General features: G+C 40.8%; 1 protein-coding gene. It reads left to right on the top strand.

Annotation, left to right across the window (positions count from 1 at the left end):
• Nucleotides 1–202 precede the first annotated feature (202 nt).
• A complete protein-coding gene (locus H6A34_RS14485) occupies nucleotides 203–661 on the top strand; it encodes a regulatory protein RecX (RefSeq protein ID WP_205106090.1) in 459 nt (152 codons plus the stop codon).
• Nucleotides 662–853 lie beyond the last annotated feature (192 nt).

Below are 853 nucleotides of genomic sequence, written 5' to 3'. Positions count from 1 at the left end.
GTAAAAGGAGAATCGGAAAATTAAGAATTAAGAGTCGGGAAATTAAGAATTAAGAGTTAAGAATTAAGAAAATATGACTTTATTGCTTACCTTTGCAAACCGATAAGGCCACGTTTAAACCTACAAATCATATTTTCTTAATTCTTAACTCTTAATTCTTAATTTCCCGACTCTTAATTCTTAATTATAATAAGCCCCTATTATGATGAAAACATTAACCGAGGAACAGGTGTTCTTCAAGCTCTCGGCGCTGTGCGCATCGGCAGAACATTGCACGTACGAGATGACCGAAAAGATGCGCAGATGGCAGGTTCCGGCAGATGTTCAGGAACGTGTCATCGAACGGCTCGTCAAGAACAGGTATGTCGACGACGAGCGTTATTGCCGCGCTTTCGTGCGGGATAAAATCAAATACAACAAGTGGGGACGGCGCAAAGTGGAACAGGCGCTATACATGAAGTGCATTCCTGAAAGCATTATCGACGCCGTTCTCGAAGAGGTTGACCCCGAAACATATCTCGAAATACTGCGCCCGCTCATCGAGAACAAGCGCAAATCCATCAAGGCAGACAGTGAATACGAGCTTAACATGAAACTTATGAAGTTCGCGGTAGGCAGGGGATTCACCGTGGAAGAGGTGAAGGATGTCCTCTCTTTATAGGAGTTAAAGGAGTAAACTTTTAGGAGTTAAGGAGTTATGGAGTAAAGGAGTTAAGACAATTGCTTTGCTAATTACGGTCTAATATTAAGTAAGACCAAATGAAAGAATAATCAATAAAGCAATTGTCTTAACTCCTTTACTCCATAACTCCTTAACTCCTAAAATTAAGAATCAAGCATACGAATGCATACC

Origin of the sequence: Marseilla massiliensis (assembly GCF_016899855.1) — a bacterium.
Classification (GTDB): Bacteria; Bacteroidota; Bacteroidia; order Bacteroidales; family Bacteroidaceae; genus Prevotella.
Note: the sequence above shows the minus strand (reverse complement) of the source record. Positions and strands in the feature narration are given on the sequence as shown.